This is a genomic window from Chitinophaga sp. 05T412, assembly GCF_056396465.1.
Genome location: NZ_JBFTLN010000007.1, coordinates 302,320 through 319,064 on the forward strand (window position 1 = coordinate 302,320; position 16,745 = coordinate 319,064).

Genomic DNA, 16,745 nt, shown 5'->3' on the forward strand with positions numbered 1-16,745 from the left:
CCTTTGAATTTTAAAGCTGTCATCTGCACGACCCTGTGTGCAGGAAAATTTATGGACCCGGCCAATACGGCGGTAGCGTCATAACATGGAAAAATAGATAACTATAACGTGGAACTAAAATGCAACGGGCCTTATGCCGTCGAAATTGAATACTACTACAAATAATTATTGATGATATTCTCTATATACTCTTGTCTGCCGCTCTTCGTAGCTGGTTCACCGTTAGTTACGGCAAAGTCACGCAGGCTTTCCAGCGTTGCCTTTCCGGCTTCGAAGGTTTTTGCGGCCTCGCTATCGAAGGAAGCATAGCGTTCCTGACGGATGCTGCGGTAAGCGCTTTTTTCCAGGATGGCGTCTGCGGTAATCAGCGCACGGGCGAAAGTATCAACGCCACCAATATGTGCATGGAAAAGATCTGCTGCATCTGTGGAGTTTCTGCGGATTTTCGCATCGAAGTTAATACCGCCTCCTTTGAAGCCGCCGCCTTCCAGGATAATCAACATCGACTCTGTGAGTTCATTGAGGTTGGTCGGGAACTGATCCGTATCCCAGCCATTCTGATAGTCGCCGCGATTGGCATCCATGCTGCCGAGCAGGCCGGCATCAATGGCTACCTGCAATTCATGCTGGAAGGTATGACCCGCTAATGTAGCGTGGTTGACTTCCAGGTTGAGTTTAAAGTCGTTCAGCAGGTCGTACTGACGCAGGAAACCGATCACTGTTTCAGCATCGTAGTCGTACTGATGTTTGGTAGGCTCACAAGGCTTAGGTTCAATAAAGAACGTACCGGTGAATCCTTTTTTGCGGGCATAATCTCTGGATGCCTGCAGGAATCTCGCGAGGTGTTCTTTTTCCCGTTTCATATCAGTATTCAACAGGCTCATGTACCCTTCACGGCCTCCCCAGAAAACATAGTTCTCACCGCCCAAAGCAATGGTAGCATCCAATGCGGCTTTCACCTGTGCGGCCGCATGTGTGAGTACATGGAAATCAGGATTGGTAGCGGCACCATTCATATAACGGCGATGGCTAAACAGATTAGCGGTACCCCATAACAGCTTCACGCCACTTTCTTCCTGCTTTTGCTGCAGGTATTGTGTCAGCGTTTGCAGGCGCTTATCGTTTTCGTTAATATCGTTGGTATAATCTACTACGTCCACATCGTGGAAGCAATAGTAAGGCAGATTTAATTTGGTAATCATTTCAAAAGCCGCATCGGCTTTATCTTTTGCACGTGCAATGGGATCAGGATTTTTATCCCACTCAAAGATGTGGGTGGCTTCACCGAAAGGATCGGCGCCTGTACCGTTGAAAGAGTGCCAGTAAGCTACCGCAAAACGCAGCCATTCTTTCATGGATTTGCCGGCTACTATCCTGTTTTCATCATACCAGCGATATGCCAGCGGGTTGTCACTTTGTACAYCCTCATATTGAATGGCCGGAATGCCGGCAAAGAATTCCTTATTTCCTGTAACTATTTTCATAATCGTGCTTTAGTTTAGCAAATATTGAACGATTTTAAACCGTTTGCAACCGCTATGTTTGAAAGAAAATATGCTATCTTATCAAAAATTACCAGAAATTAGTAGTTTGTTTGATAAAATGAGCCATTTTACGGACCATGAAAACAATTCTTCAGAAAATCACCAATGATACCAGCCAGAGTTTTGCCTGCAGGGTATATCAAACGCCTCAGTTTGAAACCAGCTGGCATAAGCATCCGGAGTATGAGCTGATCCTCATATTAAAAGGGCATGGCACGGCAATGATAGGTGACTATGTGAGCGACTATTCCGTCAACGATCTTTTTTTTATTGCCGGCAACCTTCCCCACTGGTTTAGAAAAAATCAGCCTAAAATGACGGGGGCCGCACTGGTCATCCATTTTACCAATGACTGTTGGGGAGATGGATTACTGGAAATGGCAGAGATGAAAGCGATTCAATCCCTGTTGCAAAAGAATAATGGCCTGCAACTGGAGAAGGGTTTGAAAAAAGAGATCGCTGAAAGCATGCAGCTGATGCACCGTAAAAAAGGATTTGAGAAATTGATGTTGCTCCTGCAATGCCTGCACCAGATAGGACTTTCCACACAATATAAAATTCTGACGGAAGACTTCAACGATACTGGCCACGTAGTAAATCCCATCATCGAAAAAATTATTGACTTCTCTTTTAAGCATTACCAGGAAAAGGTAACGCTGGAACAGGTAGCTGCCATGGCTAACATGAGCGTACCCAACTTCTGCCGTTTTTTCAAGAAGAATATCAAGAAAACGTATTTCGATTTTCTGAGAGATCTGCGGATCAGTCATGCCTGTAAACTGCTCACGGCTACCACCCAACCCATATTGGACATCTGTTACGAAAGCGGATATAAAAGCTGGGCGCATTTCAGTAAGCAGTTCAAAGAGGTTAAGCAACAAACACCCAGTCAGTATCGAAAAATGTATTTACCTTAAAAGTGAGAGTGAACTCCCAATGATGGATGACGATGGCAATGAAGATGTTATTCTCTATAAAGGATAAACATTGGAACACCAGGTGTTCCAATGTTTTAAGCTATATGCTGTTTCTATAATTTTTTAGTCAGATAAATCTGAGGTGCTTCCTGTAATTTTTCTTTTGCCAAAGCGCCAAACGCAAGGATGTACGGTTGTTGCCCGTGGCTATCCAGTCCTTCCTGGTTTTCCCATATCTCATAGAACACAAACACGTTTTCGTCGGTGGTTCCCTGGTGAAGGTCGTATTGAATACTGGCGGCCTCCTTTCTGGTTTCAGTAACCATATTTTGCAATACGGCTAATACTTCGTGGCGGTATGCTGGTTTCGCTTTGATCACAGCGGTTAGATAGATGTTCATGCTAATTGTTTTTCTGAAGTGAATACGGTGGCCAGATGTTGCAGATATTCATCGTGGTAATTATTTATCCGTTCCTGTGTGGCATTTTTCTCCATGTCATGGAAGTGAAATCCGGGTACCCGATCCATGCCTACAAACTGGTTCATTTTATGAAAGCCAAACATCACCCCTTCGTCTACGGAGTGCTCCTCGAAAAACTCCCCGGGAAGCGTGAAAGCAGTATCGGGTGCATTCCAGGTGGTATTCACCATATACTTTTTCCCCTGCATTAATCCGCCGGTACCGTAGTTGATGGCGGGGTTCTTCCTGCTGCGGCCATCGCTGGCATACATTCCGTTTTGATGACCTGCAGTAAATACTTCATCTATATATTTCTTCAAGCCGTGAGGTACCTGAAACCACCATACCGGCACCTGATAGATAACCAGGTCAGCCCATTTGAAATGTTCCACTTCGGCTACCGGATCGAAATCCTGGCTGGCATTAGATATCCGGAACTCATATCCCAGGCTGGAAACGAACTGGGTGGTCCAATTGGCTATTGTTTCATTAAACCGGCCACCTGAATGCGCCATTGCCTGTCCTCCGTTAACGATAAATATTTTCATGTTTTATTATTTTTATGATTGATAGTGCAAATTTCTATCAGTTTTTTATATCACACAAATAACTTAAATTACACTCATCTATCAGAAAAATTATAGTTATGCAATGGAATCTGGAATGGCTGAGAACGTTTAAAGCCATCTATGAAACAGGAACGCTGTCCGCAGCAGCGCAGGCGCTCTTTATCTCCCAGCCTGGCGTAAGCCTCCATTTGAACTCATTGGAGGCATATACCGGCAATAAGCTGTTTGACCGCGCAGCGCGGAAAATGGTGCCTACTGAAAAAGGGAAAATCTTATACAACTATATACTGGACCCGCTGAAAAAGCTGGAAACGGGGGAAGAAGAGTTTTATAAACGCGCGGAAGATGAACGGGTGACCATTAGCCTGGGCATGTGCTTCGAAACCTTCCAATATACACTGGAAGAACATATTGCCAGCCTTCCGTTTAACCTGATCATCAAATTCGGCGACTATCCGCAAATGCAACACGACCTGGATACCGGCTCCCTGGATCTGATCATCACCCCGCAAACCGGGAATCAACAGAATATAGCATACGTCCCCTTTTCCAAAGAAAAGATCGTATTGATTGCCGGTAACAAAACAGATACTTCCGAACTGGAAGCCTTGCTGGCCAAAGGTAAATTGAAAGAAGCCACCGGGGTATTGAAACAACAACGCTGGTACAGTACCGCTGCCGATATGGAACACCTGAAAGGTTTTTGGATGAAACAATTTGGAGAACATCCCGATTTCAGACCCAACTTCATTGTGCCTAATATCTGTTCTATTATCCGCTGTCTGAGCAACAACACTGGTTTCTCTTTAGTACCTGATTTTCTATGTGCAGATGCGATTGCAGAAGGAAAGATAAAAATAATATGGGAAGGCACTACACCAGTAGAGAATACACTGCATTTTGGCACGCGGAAAAAAACCATGTATCAAAAGGAAATTACACAACTGGAAACGTTGCTGAAAGAAAAATGGATGAAGTAGTGATATTGTCAGCCAGTTTCTATTACTTTTATGCGCAACTTTATCATTTAAACGGACTGAAATGAAATTTTTCACTACGACCTGTCGACTGGCATTAGTACTCGTTCTGGCATTATCCTTTGGCAAAGCAACCKGGCAAACTGGTAATAACAAGCTCCTCGGCGTTAACCTGAAAGAAGCTACTGTATTAAGTACACAGGTAGCCCAGGCGCTGAACCTCACCGTGGTGATGCCGCTTTCTAATCCCAAGCAGGGAGATTATATACAGTCGTTCAAAGATGCAGAAAAGGAAGAAGCTAATCTCTATATCCGATATGCTGTTTTCCAACTGGGTCCGGTAAATAATATTCTCATTTGGGGAGATAAGAAAATGTTATTGCAGCTATACAAAGCGCTTTTCGACAAAAAATTCGCGCCCGATAACCCCAATGAGGTAACGGCCAGTGTTACCCGGGGCAAAGAAGTTATTTCCCTCGTGTGTGGATTGGAAGATGGTAACATCAAAATTGAGCCTAAAGAAAAATAATACGATCATAAAAAAAGCGACAGCCCCGAGGCTGTCGCTTTTTTTATGGGTTATTAGTAGCCTTTATTCTGTGTCAGGTTCTTATTCAATGAAATCTCATTATTGGAAATCGGCAAAAACATAAACTTCGCTTTGTCATAACCGTTCGCAAACTTCGTTTCAATCAACCCGCCATCAGCGCCACGTACTTCAATCGGATAAATATCCGGACCTATCYCCCACCTTCTTACATCGTCCCAGTACAGTCCTTCCAAAGCAAATTCAATCCTTCTCTCATGCCTTAACTTTGTCCGGGCATCTGCCTGTGATAAATTCAGTGGCAACGCCGTGATCTTTACATCCGTGCGGGAAGTACGAATCTGGTTAATCAGCTGCAGCGCCCCAGAGATATCCGTTCCCTTTTCAATCAACGCCTCCGCTTTGGACAACAGCACATCGGCATAACGGAAAATAATAAAATTCAATGGCTCCTGCCCTGCCACTACCTGCTGCGTTTCAATGGTATATTTCCGGATACCGAAACCTACTTTCTGGCCGGTATGGTTTTTAATTTCCACCGGGTATAGTTGTCCCTGGAAATAAGCGCCCGGACGCAGAATGGTGAAGTCCAGCCGCGGGTCCCTGTTAGCATAGGGTGTTGCCGGATTAATCGGTGATCCGTCGATCGTTTCATAAGCATCCACCAGGTTTTGAATAGGCGCCACCGAATTAGATCCATCAATACCATATTTCATATTCTGTGGCTGCCAGTGGCGATCAAAGAAACTGCCTTGTTCAAATGGTCCATCCATATATTCCACATCAAACATTACTTCTGCATTGTTTTCGTTGGCTAGCTGAAACAGGCCATGATAGCTGGGGAACAGGCTATACTTCTTCAGTCCATCTATTTTATCCGCGTACTCCAGCACCTTATCCCAGTTGGCTTTATAGAGGTATGCCCGCAATTTCATAGCATAGGCGGCTCCCAGTGTAGCCCTACCCGTTATAGGCGCGGTAACCCCTAAACGCTTAATGGCTTCATCGTAATCTGTATGTACCTGCGTCCAGGTTTCGTCTTCTGTGTTGCGTTTCAGCGCACGGGCATCATCTGCGGTAATGGATTTGGTAAATACGGGTACTCCTCCGTAGGAATTTGCCAGCAGCGCATAGAACACGCCTCTTAAAAAATAAATTTCTCCGGTCATCTGTACTTTCAGCGCACTATCCATGGGCACTTTCCCGATGTTTTCCAGGAAAGTGTTGGCGCGGTTAATACCGGTATAACATTGTTGCCAGCGGCCACTTACAATACCGCCATCATTGGCGGAGATGGTACCATTGCCTACCTGTTTTTCCATACCTTCCCAATAAGCCCACTGATAAGCATTGGGCGAGCAGGCATCAAAACCGCCGCCATAGCCATATACAAATGATTCATGCAAAGTATTATAAACGCCATATAAGGCCAGGTTAGCATCAGATTCACCTGCCCAGAAATTGCTGGTAGTGATTCTATCATCCGGTGTTCTTTCGAGGAATGATTTGGAACAGCTGGTTGTCAGTAACACCATGACCGTGGCTATCAAAAATATATATCTCATAGTCCGTTTTGTTTAGAGTTGCAGATTAATACCAAAAGAAGTGATGAAAGGTGTTGGATACACGGCGCCGCCATTGCCGAAAGTGTCCTGCTCAGGATCAAAGCCGATATATCCTTTTGTGGTAAAGGATGGCAGGTTCTGCGCATTGATGTACACACTACCTCCTTTGAAACGAATCCTTTCCAGCAATGCCTTTGGCAACGAATAAGACAACTGGATATTTTTAATTTTGAAGTAACTCATGTTCTGTACCCAGAAAGAAGATTCATAACGATTCCAGGTATCATTTACCACAATACGCGGCATGGTATTGCTATGATTCTCTGGTGTCCATGCGTCTTTCCAGCGGGTGAGCAATGTACCGCCGGAAATACCCAACGGGGTGGTCCAGGCGCTTTGATTGTAGCCATATATGCCTGCCATACCCTGCGTAACGATGTTCAGGCTCCAGTTTTTATAATTAGCTCCGAGGGTAATGCCATAGGTATATTTAGGCAAGGTATTACCCAGTGATTGTTTATCGTTGAAATCGAGTTTGCCGTCGCCGTTCACATCTTCATACTTCAAATCACCGGCTTTGGGGATATATCCGTTATTTTTCATGTAGTCACCGGCTTCTTTATCTGACTGAAAAACACCGATAGATTTAAAGCCATACAACATTTTATAAGGCACGCCTTCTCTCACCAACCACAGCTGATCAGGCGCATTTGCGCGGAATTTGGTCACTTCATTTTTAATATAGGTCACATTGGCGCCTACATTGTAGCTAAAGCCGGAGCCATATTCCGGGGAATGATAGTTCACGGAAAACTCGAAGCCATCGTTACTCATCTTACCAATATTTTGGATTGGCGCGGTAACTTCTCCCAAAGTAGTAGAGATCGGCAGCTGTACCAGGATCTTGTCTGTTTTCTTACTGAAATAATCCAATTCAAAAGACAGCGCATTGTTAAACAATCCTATATCCAGTCCGATATCTGTGCTGGTAGTGGTTTCCCAACTGATGTTCGGATCTACCAGCGAAGTGATGGCGGCGCCGGGAGCAAATTGTCCGCCTACCGTATAGCTGGTACCGTTAGACTGCGTTACAGATCCAATATAGGGATAGTTGTTGTCCTTGATATTCTGGTTGCCGAGTTGGCCCCAGGAAGCGCGTAATTTCAGCTGGCTGATGGCCGCAATATGTTTGATGAATTCTTCTTTTTCCATGGCCCAGCCGGCAGACACTGAGGGGAAATACCCCCAGCGGTTGCCCTGTCTGAAACGGGACGAGGCATCTGCGCGGAGATTGGCTTCCAGCAAATATTTTTCTTTATAGTTATAATTCAATCTTCCGAAGTATGCCAGCATCGCCCATTCGGTAGTATTACCGGAAGCCTGTAAATTGCTGGTACCGGCATCTACCTCATTCAAGCCTGATTTTGGCGGATCAGATTTTCCGGCATACATGGATTTCAGCTGATCCGCTTCTGATTGCGTACCCAGGATCGCAGAGAAATTATGTCCGCCGCCTAACGATTTCGTATAGTTGAGGGTGTTATAGAATACCCAGTAAAACTCTTCGTTGTTAGCGCGATACGGCGATATCTGTGAAGGATAGTCCAGTACTTTATCCTGCACGCCACCAGCGGTATACACGAAATTCATCTGATTGTATTTATCCTGGCGGTTGTTATTAAACTGCCCGGTAAACATCGTTTTAAAGGTCAGGTCTTTTGTGATATTGGCGGTAGCATTGAGGTTGGCCCTGAAGAAGTTGTTAGCGTACTGACTTCTGCCATTATATAAATCCGGGAGCGGGTTACGCGAATCCACAATGGGCGAGCCGTTGGGTTTCAGCGCCTGGGTAGCACCAAAGCGGCCATCCTTCGTATAAGGCGCAATAAAGGGATAAGCGCCATTAGACATGATGTAATACACGCGGTCGATGCCCGCTACCGGGCTGTTAGTGATTTTACGGGTAATTTGTACCCGGCCGCCTACTTCCAGCCAATCTTTTATTTTATTATTGAGTGAGAAGTTAACCCCATAGCGCTTACTGTCTGTTTGCTTGATAATACCCTCCTGTGAAAGATAGTTGGCAGATAGGTAAAAGTTCTGTTTGGAAGAACCGCCTTTTACAGAAATATTATGTTCTGTAATGGGGGCGGTGCGAAATATTTCCTTATAAAAATCAGTGTTGGGGTAGAGATAAGGATCGTGATTATTACTGAAGTCGTCGATCACATTTTTCGGGAACAAGGGATCACCGCCGCTATTGACTACAGCAGTGTTCCACATGTTCATAAATTGTACACTGTTATTGATACGGTCGTATTTTCTGCCCAGCTGTTGCAGGCCATAATAGCCGTTGTAAGAGATGACGGGGTCCATATTGTAATTCCCTTTTTTGGTAGTTACCAGCACGATGCCGTTGGCTGCACGCGAACCGTAAATAGAAGCAGATGCCGCATCTTTCAGGATGGTGATACTGCCTATATCTGCCGGATTGAGTTCTGCCAGCTTGCCTTCGATACCATCAATCAGGATCAGKGGATCAGTATTGTTGAGGGTACCGAAGCCGCGGATACGTAAGGTAGCGCCATCGCTGCCGGGAGAGCCGGAGTTCTGGYTTACAAAAACGCCKGCCACCTTGCCGGCCAGCGCCTGGCTGGGATTGGTGATGGGCCTGTTTTCCAGGGCTTTGTCATAATTAATAGTGGCGACTGCGCCGGTTAAGTTAGCGCGCTTTTGGGTACCATAACCTACTACCACTACTTCCGATAATTTATCAGCAGATGACTTCAGCGTTATCGTGAGTGGCCCCGCAGATGTTACCAACATTTCCGTTGGGGCATATCCGATAAAGGAAAAGATCAGTGTTTCACCGGATTCCGCTTTGATACTGAAATGTCCGGCGTCATCGGTGGTGGTACCGGCTTTACCGTTTTTTGTTCTTACAATAACGCCGGGCAATGGGTTACCGTCTTCTCCCACTACTTTTCCTGTGATAGTCATGGCGGGGGCGGCGGCCAGGCTGGCATCCATTAAGTTGGCCGCAGGTCTTTCTTTAATAGCGATGACGTTTTTCTCGATGCTATAGGTGAGTACCTGGTTTTTAAAGATATTATCCAATACCTGCAAGATATCCTGATTGTTCACTTTGAGCGTTACATGTTGTGCTTTTTTCAGCACATCCATTTTGTACCAGAATACATAATCTGTTTTGGCTTCAATTTTTTTGAAGACTTTGTCGAGTGGTTGATCGTATACATCCAAACTGATTTTGATTACCTGCTGCTCAGCTATGGTGCTGCTATACAGGCAGGTCAATATACAGGTAAGCAGTAACAAACGTTTACGGACATGACGTCCCATTAAAAGAAATCTTTTTACAGGTAGTTTCATACTTTCCTTATTTAAATGATGAATGATGAAGCCGTTGATGAGGCGGTCACACTGCCATAGCGTAATAATGGCTACTCTACGATGATTTTGGTTCCATTGAAGGTAAACCGGGCGCCGTTTACTTCCAGTCCGCGCAGAATTTCCGGCAGGGTCATGCCGGGATATACTTTTCCGTGGAAAGATCCCTGCGGGGATGTTCCTTTAAAAATGACGTCCACATCGTACCAGCGTGCTATTTGTCTGAAAACTTCTTCCAGCGGTGTGTCGTCGAATTGGAGGTAGCCTTTTTTCCAGGCGGTTACCTCTTCCAGATTTGGTTGTGCTACCGACAACTGGCCGGTATGATTTAATTGCGCCTGTTGGCCAGGCCTGATTTGTATTTTATGTTTATCGGTTTTTATCTGTACACTTCCTTCCAGTAAGGTTGTTTTTACAGACGGTTCATTCGTATATGCGTTGATGTTAAAATGCGTTCCTAATACCAGCACTTCTACTTTCGCTGTGGCCACACTAAAGGGTTGGTAGTTCCTGCCATGGGCTGTCAGCTGTTGGGCCACTTCAAAGTATGCTTCTCCCGTAATCCCCACTTTCCTGCTTTCCCCGGCAAAAGCAGCAGGGAAGCTGATAGACGAGCCGGCATTGAGCCATACTTTTGTGCCATCGGCCAGCACCACCATATATTGCGATGATGGAGGCACCGTTAATTCATTGATACCCGCTATTGGAGGCAATTCCGTTCCCGTTACCTGATACCGGATTTCGTTGGTATCTGTTTTGGAGATAGTTACTGGTCCTGCCTGTATTTTTTGTCCCACCGCCAACGTTTCCAATGTGATTTTCCGGCCATCAAAAAGCGCCAGCATGGCTCTGTTACGGGAAACCGTTTCCTTTTTCGCCCGCATCGCCATCGGAGATGGCTTCCTCCACTGATAACCACATATCACGATAGCGCCCAGCACTGCAGCCGCTGCAGCCACCCGCAGCGCTACTACCCGCCAGCTACGACGAGGCGGCACGTCCTCCTTATCCGGTTTTCCCCGGAGATGCATCCTTTCCAACACCGCGGCTTTCGCAGTGTCTCTGTACATGATAGCATCGGGCGACTCCTCTTCTTCAAACAACGGGGCATGCGCTCCGGATTCGGCCAACCATGCTTCTATGATTAGCTGCTCTTCCGGAGAAGCAGTACCATCCAGGTACTTACCCAATATTTTGATATCTATCTTATTATTCAAAATATAAATCCTGTCCCAATACTTTGATCTTACCTATCTATAAACGAACAGAAAAGAAAAGACCGCTATTGCATTTGTGATTTTTTTTTGAGTATTTTTATTCCGCACGTGAACAACAACATGAAGCCGTATTCCAACATCACCGACAGCGATCTGTTCCGGTTACTAAAAGAAGGGGATATTACTGCATTCGAAGCCATTTACGACCGTTACTTCATCCGCTTATTGAATACCGCGTATAAGCTGCTGGGTAACAGAGAAGATGCGCTGGAAGTGGTGCAGGATGTGTTTGTTCGGCTATATACCAAACGTGCAGGGATAGAAAATACCGATCATCTTTACGCCTATCTGCAAACCATGCTGAAAAATGGCATGATTGACCGCTTCCGGCAACGGCTACTACGACAAAAACAATATGCCGCCCTGAAAGAACAGGCACAGTATCAATCTGCTCATGCCGGTGAACCAGCCATCGACAGCAAAAAGCTGGAAGAGAAAATACATTATATCATCAATGGACTGCCCGAGAAATGCAGGGAAGCATTTATCTTAAGCCGGATGCAGTATTTGTCGCACCAGGCTATTGCGCATAAAATGAGTATTTCAGTGAGCACCGTGGAGAAGCATATTGTAAAGGCGCTGCATGTACTGCGGCAGCAGCTGAAAGAACAATAGGCCGTCTGGCGCGTTCAAAGTCGATGAATATACCTTCCTGTTCCGTTCTTCTTGCTGTCGCCATGTATTAACTTATATTTAGCGCTACCACCCTCCTGATTTTCCAGCTGATCTTATATATTTGCCCATATTATACCTATACTCAAACAGATGAAAACATTCCTGCTGGCTGTAACGCTTACCTGCTCCAGTCTTTCAATATGGGCACAAGATAAAATTACGGATGAACTGAAAACGTTATCCGAAAGCAAACAATTTGACGAGATTACTAAAAAGTATACCAGTAACGTAAGTGACTACACGGCAAAATCACTCTATTATATAGGAGCCGCATATTTCATGAAGGAGGATAGTGAGGGTTGCATCAAATACCTGGATCTCTCTATTGCCAAAGACCCGAAAGATCCAAAGCCTTACTACTTAAAGGCGATGACCTTCTTTTACATGGAGAAGTTTACCGAAGCCATTATACTATTTAAAACTGCGATCAGTCTACAACCAGATGATGCCGAGAATTATAGTGCCCTGGGAGGTGCTTATTATGGCCTTAAACAACTGGATGATGCAACAGCAGCCTATACCAAAGCCACTACGCTTGATAAATGCCCTGACGCAGCCTATAATATGCTGGCACAAATCCTAACAGAAAAAGGTCAGCACATCAAGGCACTGGAAGCCTATTATGTGGCAAAATCAAAGATACCTCAGGACGCTCCCTCCTATATCAATACCTTGTACAATATCGGGCTATTGGAATACCTGCATGGAGATCTTAATAAAGCAGCCACCTCTTATTTAACACTACTTCAATTGAGTCCGGACGATATAGGTGTTTATCCTAAATTAATACAGATATATTATCGCCAAAAGGACTATGATAAGGCTAAGCCGTATAAAGACAAACTCTATGAGGCATCCAAAAAAGGTAAGCTGCCGGATCATCTGAAAGATGATTTTTGTATTGACCAGTTTAAATGGAAAGATTATGATGTAATCGTCTATGAGCGTTACGAAAATGAGAACAAAGGCAGAATTTATAACAAACAGCTTTTCTATGTAATGGATAAAGATGGCAACACCGTATTGCGTGTACAAACCGAATTTTCGCCCATCTCTGTTGAATTAAAAGGTCCCAAATACCTGCTCTGCGCCACCAAAGGGAACACTCATTTGAATCCGGCTATTGGTGTAAATGACGACACCAAATATGACGACCTTAAATCCTGGGCGGTAAAGCTTTTTGAAAAATACATGAAAGAATAATCTATAAGGGAATTAACATCCATGGGGCTCTTTATGTTCTTTATCCTTACAATAGTCATCATAGATCCATTTACCCGGTAATTTCTGGAGTAGGAGAATTTACTTTTATTTCTTATATTCAAGTATTAATGAGTAACCTGTTCTCTAACCCTTAAATAACCATTTATGCGACCCATTGCTGTACTGTCTTGTTTTTTTGTATTCACCTGTCAAATCGTAATAGCCCAGACAAATTGCGATGAGCTAAAGAAAGAAAATGAATACTTAAAGAAGTCATTGCAAATTAATACGCCTACTAAGACGGTCACGGCGGCTAAGATTGACTTCCACTTCATCCGCTGCGAAGGAAATACAAAAGCACAAACGATTAATGTGATCCTAACACTAGTGAATCATGATGCAAACAGAAGCATACTTGTCGATCCTATCCGGGTTGTGGACGTTGAGGGCAACGAGTATAGAAGTGAAGAAGTACTACTGGGGACGCAGGATCGTAGCAATGATCTATATACCGATACACCACTTAAAACAGTCATAAAAATATCCAAAGTATTGCCCGCTGTGAAAATGCTAAAAATATTGCCTATTAACTTCTTTGACCCAGCTCCAGGTACCGGACATTTTAGTCTTGAGTTAAAGGACTTACCAATTACCTGGAAATAATTTTCATTGGAGAGCTATATTACCTTTAACAGATATAATGAGGCTGTCCGGGTTTCCGGACAGTCTCATTATATCTGTATCTAGCCTAATTAAAAGAGTACGTAAAGAAAATTCCCGCCGGGAAATTCGTGTAATTCTTATAATTAGCACTTACAGCAGCTTTATTGCTGAAGTTAAACACGCTGATATTATTAATCAGGTAATCCCAGCCATAGCCTTTCATGGTATTCATATATACTTCGCCAGTCACCGGATGCACGGCAATGTTGTTATACACAATATTGGCGTTTTCTACCATTGATTTTGCATCCACCATAAATTCTGTGGAGCCCATGCTAAAAATATGACGGTATATTTTGGTGCCGGCGCCGCTAAAGTAAAGTGTATCTCCTTTGGCTGTAATGCCTGGCGTAGCGCCCCAACCGGCACTTACACTACCCGCAGTAATATCGTTGGCTTTGATTAAAGAGTAGTCCCTGTAATTGATTTTGGAAATTCTGGCGGGAGATCCGGTGGTAGATACCCAGAGGTTACCATCACTGGCTTTTATCACGCCACTCACACCGGCTTTCATATCCAGCGCATAAGTGAGGGTATCTTTATTAGCTTCTACTACGTATACTTTTGATCCGGCAGCGGCGAAGATCTTATTATTGGAAATGGCCATGGTCATCTTTGCGGCAGACCGGGTTCCCTTGATGAAGGTCAGTGCTTTGGTAACGGTGTTGAAGCGATACAAACCGTTATTGTCGCGGATAATTACATTTTCTTCATTCAGCACCGCCACATGTGTAGGCCAGCTGAGCGTTGCCAGTTCGTCGTTGTAGGCCGCTTCCTTTTTTAATGTTTCCGCATTGGCCACTACCAGTAGCCCATCATTATTAAAAGAATTTCCCATGGCATTTGATTTACCATTTTGGGAGATGATATACACTTTGTTGTTATTGATACATAAATCCTGCGCCGTATTGCCCAGATAAGTACCATTGGCTTTAAAATAAGCGCTGTCCGTTACAATGCCGCGGGGACTGATAAAGGTCAATGATCCATTCTCTGTGGTCATGTTTCCTTCATTTAATACAAATGTGCCGTATTTGTATTTTCCGTATACAGTAATAGCTGCTTGCGCCGATGTTTGCTGGTTATTACCAGAAGCGGTTACTTTAATGATATGTTCTCCTAAATCATTGGACACAAATTTAAAAGTGGTATCACTTACTCCTGCATCCTTACCATCTACCAACCAGGCGAAGGTACTGCCCTGATCTGCTTTCACTTTAAAGAACAAGGTATCTTCCTGCGCCACACTGTTTTGGGAAAGCACGTTTACAATTTGCAGGCCTGTTCCATTCGGCATTGGTACAGTGTTATCTTTTTTTGAACAGGATGCTGCCACAATGGCGATCAATGCCCCGGAGGCTAAAACGCTTTTTTTCATAAATTTTACTACTAATGGTTGTTCTCTTGATGCTATTTTGATATTTAAAAAAACTGACCTTATTACGATCTTCCGTTGTACCCTCTCCTCACCTCTTCAGATTTTTTCACAAAAAGGGCCCTCCCCGCGGTATTCGCAGGTGTTACGCTATAAAAATTCCATTCGCTACAGGGCACACGAATCAATGCTTAAAGACGCTATAAACAAGTCTTTAGTGCAGTTGACAGTAGGCCAAAATGATCCGATAGCCTGGCCGGACGACATATGAAAACAATAAGACCCTGAAATTATTTCAGTGCAAGTTGTTATCTAAAGCCTCATCCCCGAAAGCTTTTGAAATATATCTGCATTGGCAGGTCTCCTGGCTGGTTCTCACTTTAGACGGCCTTCCCATTTTTTTATTCGCTAAAAAACAGTGGCGAGTAGAATGTCAAAGTGTTGTGATAGAACTTACAGTAGCGGGTCTGCTCAGGATTTCCACCTGATTCCCTATTAATTTTAACATCCTGAAATGGGTGCTAAAAACCTAATGCGGCGTGAAAGTACGATAAAATCCTGATAAAGAAGAGGATAGATAAAAAAGAGGAATGGGTTACCGCTTAACAAAATCCGCTATGCGCTGATTCGGCTCCAGGTTTTCACRCAAATAGTAAAATACCGTATCCGTATTAAACGATATTTTTTCGGCAGCAACGATCACGTTGTTTTTGTAATCTTCTGCTTTAAACATAAAAAGCGTATACCCCTGTTCTATTTCAAATTGCAGATTCAGTTCATCTACATTATCCGGCAGTACGAAAACCGGTTGACTGGTATCTGAATGCCAGCCGGAGAAGAATCCATGAAAAAAGAAGACGCCCTCAAATACAATTTCCAGCTGATGGTAATAACACAAATCAGTACTGCCGGCAATGATCAAATTATGACCGTCATATTTATAAACATGAAAATCCAGCCATACATCCTTTCGTATGATGCTATCAATCAGATGCACTATTTCGGAAACATAGGTCGTTGTCATTACTTTATTTTTGCGATCATGCCCTGCTATTAATCCTCAACTCAAACACGCGGCCATTGGAAAGATTCACCTTTACATTCCAATAATAAGTGCCGCCATCTTCTACCTGAATAATTTGCTTTGTCAGATTAGCTTTCAGTTCGTCCTCCGGCCAAAAGAAATTTATCCAGATAATTTTCTTCCCGTTTTCACCGATAAATCCAACATACTGTTTGCCATAAAAATCCCAATTATTCCGGAGGGATTTTAACGTTTTATTGTTCATTTGCTGGAGCTTTTCCCTGACAATATCTGCTGCACGTTTTGCCTCCGCGGGGGTAGGCGTAAACCGACCCGTTGCTTTCGGATATATATCCTTAGCTGCTTTATGGCTGGCAGGAAATATGTGGCTTACGGTCCCGGTTTGCCCCAACACGGTTTGGAAACAACATAACCCGGCAATGATCATCATTAGTATAAAACGCTGCATCTTTTATTAGT

The 16,745-nt window shown here is 44.0% G+C and carries 15 protein-coding genes and 1 riboswitch; of the genes, 6 read left to right on the plus strand and 9 right to left on the minus strand.

The genetic code is table 11. The features are described from left to right. Window positions 1-155: 155 nt before the first annotated feature. Window positions 156-1,484 (minus strand): xylose isomerase, encoded by a 1,329-nt coding sequence (gene xylA / locus AC1DFM_RS17695; protein ID WP_477078067.1) that lies wholly within the window; start codon window positions 1,482-1,484, stop codon window positions 156-158. A 137-nt stretch (window positions 1,485-1,621) separates the two neighbouring features. Between xylA and AC1DFM_RS17700 the strand changes: the two genes are divergently transcribed. Further along, complete coding sequence (locus AC1DFM_RS17700) at window positions 1,622-2,461, plus strand: AraC family transcriptional regulator (protein WP_477078068.1); 840 nt, start codon at window positions 1,622-1,624, stop codon at window positions 2,459-2,461. 113 nt (window positions 2,462-2,574) lie between these two features. Here AC1DFM_RS17700 and AC1DFM_RS17705 read toward each other — a convergent pair whose 3' ends face one another. Together AC1DFM_RS17705 and AC1DFM_RS17710 are read right to left on the minus strand one after the other, a co-directional pair. Continuing rightward, window positions 2,575-2,862, minus strand: coding sequence for a putative quinol monooxygenase (locus AC1DFM_RS17705; RefSeq protein ID WP_477078069.1), 288 nt, complete (start codon window positions 2,860-2,862; stop codon window positions 2,575-2,577). Next, window positions 2,859-3,470, minus strand: a complete 612-nt coding sequence (locus AC1DFM_RS17710; RefSeq protein ID WP_477078070.1) for an NAD(P)H-dependent oxidoreductase — start codon at window positions 3,468-3,470, stop codon at window positions 2,859-2,861. Before AC1DFM_RS17710 ends, AC1DFM_RS17705 begins: the two co-directional genes overlap by 4 nt. Before the next feature lie 98 nt (window positions 3,471-3,568). Between AC1DFM_RS17710 and AC1DFM_RS17715 the strand changes: the two genes are divergently transcribed. Continuing rightward, complete coding sequence (locus AC1DFM_RS17715; protein ID WP_477078071.1) at window positions 3,569-4,471, plus strand: LysR family transcriptional regulator; 903 nt, start codon at window positions 3,569-3,571, stop codon at window positions 4,469-4,471. 61 nt (window positions 4,472-4,532) lie between these two features. Then, on the plus strand, window positions 4,533-4,997 hold the full coding sequence (locus tag AC1DFM_RS17720) for a hypothetical protein (protein ID WP_477078072.1): 465 nt from the start codon (window positions 4,533-4,535) through the stop codon (window positions 4,995-4,997). 53 nt (window positions 4,998-5,050) lie between these two features. On the opposite strand, the gene AC1DFM_RS17725 is transcribed toward AC1DFM_RS17720, so the two are convergent. The 3 genes from AC1DFM_RS17725 to AC1DFM_RS17735 all read right to left on the minus strand — a co-directional run bounded on the left by AC1DFM_RS17725 (window position 5,051) and on the right by AC1DFM_RS17735 (window position 11,205). Then, window positions 5,051-6,580 carry a RagB/SusD family nutrient uptake outer membrane protein gene (locus AC1DFM_RS17725; RefSeq protein ID WP_477078073.1) on the minus strand — a complete coding sequence of 510 codons (1,530 nt, stop codon included), beginning with the start codon at window positions 6,578-6,580 and terminating at the stop codon, window positions 5,051-5,053. 12 nt (window positions 6,581-6,592) lie between these two features. Beyond that, entirely contained in the window at window positions 6,593-9,970 is a 3,378-nt protein-coding gene (locus AC1DFM_RS17730; RefSeq protein ID WP_477078074.1) for a TonB-dependent receptor, read from the minus strand. A gap of 71 nt (window positions 9,971-10,041) precedes the next feature. Beyond that, window positions 10,042-11,205: a FecR family protein gene (locus AC1DFM_RS17735; protein WP_477078075.1), complete on the minus strand. Its 1,164-nt coding sequence runs from the start codon at window positions 11,203-11,205 to the stop codon at window positions 10,042-10,044. Window positions 11,206-11,325: 120 nt separating this feature from the next. Here AC1DFM_RS17735 and AC1DFM_RS17740 point away from each other — a divergent pair, with 120 nt between their 5' ends. The 3 genes from AC1DFM_RS17740 to AC1DFM_RS17750 all read left to right on the plus strand — a co-directional run bounded on the left by AC1DFM_RS17740 (window position 11,326) and on the right by AC1DFM_RS17750 (window position 13,806). Then, window positions 11,326-11,880, plus strand: coding sequence for an RNA polymerase sigma factor (locus tag AC1DFM_RS17740; RefSeq protein WP_477078076.1), 555 nt, complete (start codon window positions 11,326-11,328; stop codon window positions 11,878-11,880). Window positions 11,881-12,030: 150 nt separating this feature from the next. Then, window positions 12,031-13,143, plus strand: coding sequence for a tetratricopeptide repeat protein (locus AC1DFM_RS17745; RefSeq protein WP_477078077.1), 1,113 nt, complete (start codon window positions 12,031-12,033; stop codon window positions 13,141-13,143). Window positions 13,144-13,308: 165 nt separating this feature from the next. Beyond that, window positions 13,309-13,806: a hypothetical protein gene (locus tag AC1DFM_RS17750; RefSeq protein ID WP_477078078.1), complete on the plus strand. Its 498-nt coding sequence runs from the start codon at window positions 13,309-13,311 to the stop codon at window positions 13,804-13,806. A gap of 85 nt (window positions 13,807-13,891) precedes the next feature. On the opposite strand, the gene AC1DFM_RS17755 is transcribed toward AC1DFM_RS17750, so the two are convergent. The 3 genes from AC1DFM_RS17755 to AC1DFM_RS17765 all read right to left on the minus strand — a co-directional run bounded on the left by AC1DFM_RS17755 (window position 13,892) and on the right by AC1DFM_RS17765 (window position 16,734). Further along, window positions 13,892-15,244, minus strand: coding sequence for a DUF5074 domain-containing protein (locus tag AC1DFM_RS17755; RefSeq protein WP_477078079.1), 1,353 nt, complete (start codon window positions 15,242-15,244; stop codon window positions 13,892-13,894). A gap of 334 nt (window positions 15,245-15,578) precedes the next feature. After that, window positions 15,579-15,790: riboswitch (cobalamin riboswitch) on the minus strand. A 46-nt stretch (window positions 15,791-15,836) separates the two neighbouring features. Further along, entirely contained in the window at window positions 15,837-16,265 is a 429-nt protein-coding gene (locus AC1DFM_RS17760) for a hypothetical protein (RefSeq protein ID WP_477078080.1), read from the minus strand. Between the two features lie 16 nt (window positions 16,266-16,281). Next, complete coding sequence (locus AC1DFM_RS17765; RefSeq protein WP_477078081.1) at window positions 16,282-16,734, minus strand: hypothetical protein; 453 nt, start codon at window positions 16,732-16,734, stop codon at window positions 16,282-16,284. Window positions 16,735-16,745 lie beyond the last annotated feature (11 nt).

Excerpts from the sequence above, each read along its gene's own strand:
- AC1DFM_RS17765 (WP_477078081.1), bottom strand. The coding sequence starts at position 16,734 with ATGCAGCGTTTTATACTAATGATGATCATTGCCGGGTTATGTTGTTTC.
- AC1DFM_RS17715 (WP_477078071.1), top strand. The coding sequence starts at position 3,569 with ATGCAATGGAATCTGGAATGGCTGAGAACGTTTAAAGCCATCTATGAA.
- AC1DFM_RS17750 (WP_477078078.1), top strand. The coding sequence starts at position 13,309 with ATGCGACCCATTGCTGTACTGTCTTGTTTTTTTGTATTCACCTGTCAA.
- AC1DFM_RS17705 (WP_477078069.1), bottom strand. The coding sequence starts at position 2,862 with ATGAACATCTATCTAACCGCTGTGATCAAAGCGAAACCAGCATACCGC.
- AC1DFM_RS17745 (WP_477078077.1), top strand. The coding sequence starts at position 12,031 with ATGAAAACATTCCTGCTGGCTGTAACGCTTACCTGCTCCAGTCTTTCA.
- AC1DFM_RS17700 (WP_477078068.1), top strand. The coding sequence starts at position 1,622 with ATGAAAACAATTCTTCAGAAAATCACCAATGATACCAGCCAGAGTTTT.
- AC1DFM_RS17710 (WP_477078070.1), bottom strand. The coding sequence starts at position 3,470 with ATGAAAATATTTATCGTTAACGGAGGACAGGCAATGGCGCATTCAGGT.
- AC1DFM_RS17740 (WP_477078076.1), top strand. The coding sequence starts at position 11,326 with ATGAAGCCGTATTCCAACATCACCGACAGCGATCTGTTCCGGTTACTA.
- AC1DFM_RS17755 (WP_477078079.1), bottom strand. The coding sequence starts at position 15,244 with ATGAAAAAAAGCGTTTTAGCCTCCGGGGCATTGATCGCCATTGTGGCA.